General features: G+C 62.4%; 5 protein-coding genes and 1 pseudogene. 1 reads left to right on the top strand and 5 read right to left on the bottom strand.

Features of this window, described 5'->3' with window-relative positions:
* Positions 1 to 2 precede the first annotated feature (2 nt).
* The 5 genes from ACV229_RS02565 to ACV229_RS02585 form a co-directional block, all read right to left on the bottom strand.
* A complete protein-coding gene (locus ACV229_RS02565) occupies positions 3 to 890 on the bottom strand; it encodes a dihydrodipicolinate synthase family protein (protein ID WP_448081538.1) in 888 nt (295 codons plus the stop codon).
* Between the two features lie 192 nt (positions 891 to 1,082).
* Positions 1,083 to 2,378: a serine hydroxymethyltransferase gene (glyA, locus tag ACV229_RS02570; protein ID WP_448081539.1), complete on the bottom strand. Its 1,296-nt coding sequence runs from the start codon at positions 2,376 to 2,378 to the stop codon at positions 1,083 to 1,085.
* A 161-nt stretch (positions 2,379 to 2,539) separates the two neighbouring features.
* Positions 2,540 to 3,421, bottom strand: a complete 882-nt coding sequence (locus ACV229_RS02575) for a glycine betaine ABC transporter substrate-binding protein (protein ID WP_448081540.1) — start codon at positions 3,419 to 3,421, stop codon at positions 2,540 to 2,542.
* A gap of 187 nt (positions 3,422 to 3,608) precedes the next feature.
* Positions 3,609 to 4,490, bottom strand: a complete 882-nt coding sequence (locus ACV229_RS02580) for an ABC transporter permease (protein WP_448081541.1) — start codon at positions 4,488 to 4,490, stop codon at positions 3,609 to 3,611.
* The gene (locus ACV229_RS02585; RefSeq protein WP_448081542.1) at positions 4,487 to 5,776 is read right to left on the bottom strand and encodes a quaternary amine ABC transporter ATP-binding protein; all 1,290 of its coding nucleotides are present in this window, start codon (positions 5,774 to 5,776) and stop codon (positions 4,487 to 4,489) included. The genes ACV229_RS02580 and ACV229_RS02585 overlap by 4 nt, the downstream gene beginning before the upstream one ends.
* A 594-nt stretch (positions 5,777 to 6,370) precedes the next feature.
* Here ACV229_RS02585 and glyA (ACV229_RS02590) point away from each other — a divergent pair.
* Positions 6,371 to 6,548: pseudogene (gene glyA / locus ACV229_RS02590) on the top strand (serine hydroxymethyltransferase); the annotation flags it as partial.

Raw genomic sequence — 6,548 nt, forward strand, 5'->3', positions numbered from 1 at the left:
TGTCACTGATCCTGGCGCAGCAGCGGCTTCACGAGCTGTGCGAATGCGTTGCGCTCTTCGTCCGACAGCGCGCCAAGCGGCGCACGCGCCGGGCCGACCGGCAACCCGGCCAGTTCACAGCCGCAACGCACGTATTGAATGAACTTTCCGCTGCGCTCGAGCAGCTCGAGCACCGGCAGAAGCTGCGCCATCAGCTTGCGACCCGTTTCGAAATCGCCTCGCTTCACGCACGCGTCATGGAGCGCCGTATGGGCTTCGGGCAGGAAGTTCGACGCGCCCGCCACCCAGCTTTTCGCGCCCCACACGAAGAACTCGAGCGCCTGGTCGTCCATCCCGCAGCTCAGCACCAGCCGGTCGCGGAAATGCGTGGCGAGATGATGAAGATGGGAAATGTCGCCCGTGCTTTCCTTCATCGCGACGAAGTTGCGCCGCTCGAGCACCGCGGCGAGCACGTCATCGCCGATTGCCGTGCCCGTGCGCGCCGGGAAGTTGTACAGCATGACCGGCATGTCGAGCGCATCGTCGACCTTCAGCAGGTGGGCCAGCAGTTCCTGCTGGGTCGGCTGCGCGTAATACGGTGCGGCGACCAGCAGCGCCGACAGCCCGGCCCGCTTCGCCTCCTGGCCCAGGCGAATCACTTCCTTGGTCGTGGTCGCATTGATGCCGGCAGTCAGGAACGCCTTGCCGCCTGCCGCGTCGGCAACGGTGTTGAACGTCCGGACGCGCTCGTCGAAACTCAGCGCGTAGTATTCGCCGGTGGTTCCGCCGATGCCGAGGCCGGACACGCGGCCAGCCAGGCCGGCCGCATGCCGCCCGAGCAATTCATGATCGATTTCGCCGTCTGCGTTGAACGGTGTGACCAGCGGGGTATGCACGCCCTCGAAGCTCATTTCGATTCCTCTCTTCAACAAGTTGGTCAGGACCTCTACTCGCCTCCGCTGCCATGTTCAGCGGTGGAAGGAAGCAGACGACTGACGTTCTGGACAAACATCTTCTCGACACGACACCACGATTGCGATGCCGCATCGACTGGAAAGATTTGCGAATCCATCGATTCCTGGAGATCCGCCGGACACCGTGACTCAGGCGTACGCCTCCACGTGCGCATGAATCGGAAACTGACTGCACAGGTCGCGCACGCGGCTTCGAACCGCACGCTCGACTTTCTCGTCGCCATTCGGATCGGATTCGAGCGCCGCCAGGACTTCGACGATCATTTCGCCGATCTGCTCGAACTGGGCCGTACCGAACCCGCGCGTGGTGCCGGCCGGCGTACCAAGCCGTATTCCGGACGTGACGGCCGGATTTTCGGTGTCGAACGGAATGCCGTTCTTGTTGCATGTGATGCCTGCCCGTTCCAGTGCCCTTTCCGCTTGCATACCCGTGATGCGCCTGGCACGCAGGTCGACCAGCAGCAGGTGGTTGTCGGTGCCGCCCGTGACGAGGTTCAGCCCGCCCGTCTTCAGGACGTCGCCGAGTGTCTGTGCGTTGCGCAGGACCTGGTCGATATAGGCCGTGAACTCCGGACGCAGCGCTTCGCCGAACGCAACCGCCTTTCCTGCGATCACGTGCATCAGCGGCCCGCCCTGCAGGCCGGGAAACACCGCCGAATCGATTTTCCTGGCGATGTCGCCGTGGTTCGTCAGGATGAAACCGCCTCGCGGCCCGCGCAGCGTCTTGTGTGTGGTGGAGGTCACGACGTCCGCATACCGGACCGGATTCTGGTGCCGGCCGGCTGCGACGATCCCCGCGATGTGCGCCATGTCCGCCATCAGCAGCGCGCCGACGCCGTCCGCGATTTCGCGGAATATCGAAAAATCGACTGCGCGCGGGTAGGCCGAATAGCCCGCAATGATGAGTTTCGGACGATGATGCTCGGCCAGCCGGCGAACCGCGTCGTAATCGATGCGCAGCGTGTCCGCACTCACGCCGTACTGCACCGCGTTGAACCATTTGCCCGACAGCGCCGGTCGCGCGCCGTGCGTCAGGTGGCCGCCGGCGTCCAGGGACATGCCCAACACCGTGTCGCCGGGGTTCACCAGTGCGAGCATGACCGCACCGTTCGCCTGCGCGCCCGAATGTGGCTGCACGTTCGCGTATTCCGCTTCGAACAGCGCACGCACGCGGTCGATCGCAAGCGCCTCGATCCGATCGACGTGATCGCAACCGCCGTAGTACCGCCTGGACGGGTATCCCTCCGCGTACTTGTTGGTCAGCACGGTGCCCTGTGCTTCCATCACCGCGGCCGACGCGATGTTTTCGGACGCAATCAACTCGATCTGGGTTTGCTGGCGACGCAACTCCAGCGCGATCTCCGATGCGATGACGGGGTCGCGGCTCTGCAACGGTTCGTAAAAAAAGCGCGAGTTGTCGTTCACTGGGTCGCTCCGATGGGGAGGTCATCACGTCAAGCAGGTTCTGCAAAGCTGCCGGTTTCGTCGAGGCCGGGCCGATGCAATCTCGGCCCCGAGCCATATACGCGCGCCCGGTCTCCGCACGCTGCCGCATCGTGCCGATTGCGGAAACCGCGAAGCGCGGCTTACTGCTGCAACCAGGCCTTCAGCTTGTCCGGATGCGCGTCGACGAATTTCTTCGCCGCAGTCGCGTAGTCGTTCGTGCTGTTGCCGTCGAACTCGATCGCCTCGACATCGGCGAGCGTCAGCTTGAAGTGCTTGAAGAACACATCGGCTCGCGGAAACTTGCCCGCAAACTGCTTCGACGCGAATGCGTGAATCTGCTCCTCGCCGCCCAACGTCCCCTTCGAATCCTTCAGGTAGCGCATCTGCCATTTCTGGAAGAGCCAATGCGGGCTCCAGGCCGTTGCGACAATCCACTGCTTCGATTGATAGGCGCGTGACACGCCCGCCAGCATGCCGGCTTCGCTCGACGCCTGGAGGTTGTAGCCATCGAGGTTGTAGGCCTTGACGGTCTTTTCGGACGCCTGCATCAGGCCACCGCCCGGTTCGATGCCCTGGATGGTCCCGTTCAGCTTGCTCTTGACCTCGGGCTTGTTGAGATCGGCAATCGACGACAACTGGGCCTCGGGAATGTAGGCCGGCACTGCCCAGCCATTCTTGCCCCCCGTATAGATGATGCCGACGTCATCCATGTCGTTCTTGTACTTCGCGTAATACGTCGCGTGAGTCACCGGCAGCCACCCGCCCACCATGATGTCCAGGTCACCGCGCGCCACGCCCTGGTACTGGATGCCGATATCGGCCTGCACGAACTGCACGGGCTGCTTCAGATTGGTTTCAAGCACGTACTTGGCCACATTGGCAACCGCCAGGACGTCCGCCCAGTTCGTCACCGCCATCTTGACCGGTTCGGCGGACGAGGCAGGCCCGACGCCGACACCGAGGGAAACGACCGCCGACACCGCCAGTTTCGCAAGAAGCGATTTGAATGCATTGCTATTCATCTAGTACTCCTTTGTAATCAACCAAGTCGTTGAACGATGACGGACGCCGTGATGTAGCGTGTCTGGTCCCCGCGCACTGCTGCACTGCTTTCGAAACGGCACTTGCATCACCGTGCCGCTCCGTACTTCACGCACCCCGGTCGATCGCGTCCGGAGCGAACGCCCGCGATCGTCGCCGAAGGATCGGTCAGGTCTGCGCGGTGCTGCTTGCGCTCGACTTCCTCGCCCGATGCGCCGGCCTGGACTTCTTCGCTTTCACGCCGAAGCTCTCCGTCAGACGATCCAGCACGATCGCGAGCAGCACGACGCCGAGACCACCTTCGAAGCCGATCCCGATGTCGAGACGCTGAATGCCGCTCAGCACGTACTCGCCCAGGCCGCCTGCACCGATCATCGATGCGACCACCACCATCGAAAGTGCCATCATGATCGTCTGGTTCACACCGGCCATGATCGACGGCAACGCGTTCGGCAGCTGGATCTTCCACAGCAGCTGCCAATCCGTGCTGCCGAACGAGCGCCCGGCCTCCATCAACTCCTCGCGCACCTGGCGAATCCCGAGCGTCGTCAGGCGTACGACCGGCGGCATCGCGAACACGATCGTCGCAATCACGGCCGGAACACGCCCCAGTCCGAACAGGATGACGGCCGGAATCAGGTAGACGAATGCGGGCATCGTCTGCATGAAATCGAGCAGCGACCGCAGGACCATGCCGACCCGGCTGTTCCGCGCGCCCCAGATGCCCAGCGGCACGCCGATCACCAGGCTGAAGAACGTCGCGGCCGTCACGAGCGCCAGCGTGGACACGGTCTGCGCCCACAAGCCCATGTAGTGGATGACGAGGAGCGCCATGCCGACGAAGATCGAAAACACGACACCGCGACGCCACAATGCGAGCCCGACCAGGATGACGAGCATGGCGACGAACGGAATCGCGGCAAGCCCGTCTTCAAGCAGCTTCACCACCGCGCCGAGTCCGGCCGAGAATGCGTCGAAACCACCGCGAAAATGCTGAAAAAGGAAGTTGACGACGCTTTCTGCAAACTTCCCGATAACCGACGAATTCATGCCGCCCTCCGTTCCATCACCTGTTTGAGTATCGTCCGGCAGGACACCACGCCCGCGAACCTGCCGGCCGCATCCGTGACGGGCACATCGTGTTGCTGGTTCAGCGCGATGGCCGCGAGCTGATGCAGATCCGTTTCCGTCGAAACCCCGCCGACGTCGTGAAGGAACGCTTCGCGAATCGGGCGGCTTCCTGATTTGTGCAGCGTCGCCGCCGTGACGCAACCCAGATACCGGCCGGCCTCGTCGCAGACGTACCCGCATTCGGCGCCGCTGTCGATCAGCTGATTGAGGTAGCGCTCGGACGGCGTGCCGGCATCGCACGCAATCAGCCCGCGGTCGACCTGGGTCAGCAGGCTGGAAGCCTTGAGGAAGCGCGACACGTCGACGTTGCGGAAGAAGTCCCGCACGTACTCGTCCGCAGGCGACTGAATGAGTTCGGAAGGCGTGCCGACCTGAATCAGGCAACCGTCCTTCATGATGCCGATCCGGCCGCCGATCTTGACCGCTTCTTCGATGTCGTGGGAAATGAAGACGATCGTCCGCTGCTCCTCCTTTTGAAGGCGCAACAGCTCGTTCTGCATTTCGAATCGAATCAGCGGGTCGAGCGCCGAAAACGCTTCGTCCATCAGCAGCACCGACGGATTCACGGCAAGGGCACGCGCAAGGCCCACCCGTTGCTGCATGCCGCCGGAGAGCTCGCTCGGCAGCAGCTTCTCGTACGATCCCAGGCCGACGCGCTTCAATGCGGCGCGAGCGATGTCGTACCGCTCGGCCTTCTTGATGCCTGCGACTTCGAGTCCGTACGCAATGTTGTCGAGCACCGTGCGGTTCGGCAGCAGCGCAAACGACTGGAACACCATGGCCATTTTCTGCCGGCGCACGGCGCGCAGCTCCAGCGTCGACATGGGCGCGATGTCGCGGCCTTCGAGAACGACCTGGCCGGACGTCGGTTCGATCAGCCGGTTGAGCAGCCGGACGAGCGTCGACTTCCCCGAGCCCGACAGTCCCATGATGACGAAAATCTCCCCGGCCTTGACGCTCAGGCTCACGTCGTTGACCGCGACCATGTTGCCGGTCTCGGCGAAAACCTCGTTCCGCCCGAGACCCTGCTTCATCAGCTCCACCGCGCGTTCGGGTTTCGGGCCGAAGATCTTCGACAGGTTCCTGACCGTCAGAATGTCGGTTCCGGATACGGCAACGGGCCGGGCCACCGATGGCGCGGCGTCCGCATCGATTGCGCGTTGCGGTAATACGTCGCTCGGCGTGTATGTCAGATTCGGGGTCATTCGGTCATCCCTGCTGGCTGTTTCAGGAAATTGATGCGCTCGGTCGACGATCGCGGTTGCATTCACCAGCGCATCCGTCGTTCGCCTGTATCGCGGGTTTCGCGCCGCTTGCGTCGAAATCGAACATCGCCGATCGCAAGGCCGCACTAATCACCGACAATCCGCCGATTATTGGAATATTCGGTCAAATATCGCGCTTTCAAAAGGTGGTTAATGCATTGATTGCAGCGTATCAAGCCAAATTGCATCATCCAGCTACATTTTCTCCATCCTTTCCCATACCTTTGGTAATGCATGCGACGCGGGACGCGGTCGCCCGGACGGCGCCCCGCCAGGCAGTCGACCCGCAATGCCAATACCGACGGGGCTCTGCGGCGAACAGCGCGCCGAAGGACAGCCCTCGGCAGCCCGAACGGCAAGCCGATGGAAGCACACGCTTTAGGGGAAAGTCCTAGGAAAGCCGCCGATTCTCACAACGTCCTATCGATGTGTCGCAATCGTTCTAGCGCAAGCGCCGCTGGTCTTTTCAAATAGCGCAGTGCGACTGCCTGCCCGTCAAACAGGACACTTCTTCACTCGTCATTGGAAAACGACATGTTCAATCGAGCCACCAGTACCGTCGAAAACACCGATCCCGAAGTCTTTGCAGCGATCGAGCAGGAAAATCGCCGCCAGGAAGATCACATCGAGCTGATCGCCTCGGAAAATTACACGAGCCCGGCCGTGATGGCCGCGCAGGGCTCGCAGCTCACGAACAAGTACGCCGAAGGGT

This window comes from Burkholderia sp. MR1-5-21, assembly GCF_053427715.1.

Bases quoted from the DNA above. Each gene is read 5' to 3' on its own strand.
- ACV229_RS02575 (WP_448081540.1), bottom strand. From the start codon at position 3,421: ATGAATAGCAATGCATTCAAATCGCTTCTTGCGAAACTGGCGGTGTCG.
- ACV229_RS02585 (WP_448081542.1), bottom strand. From the start codon at position 5,776: ATGACCCCGAATCTGACATACACGCCGAGCGACGTATTACCGCAACGC.
- ACV229_RS02565 (WP_448081538.1), bottom strand. From the start codon at position 890: ATGAGCTTCGAGGGCGTGCATACCCCGCTGGTCACACCGTTCAACGCA.
- ACV229_RS02580 (WP_448081541.1), bottom strand. From the start codon at position 4,490: ATGAATTCGTCGGTTATCGGGAAGTTTGCAGAAAGCGTCGTCAACTTC.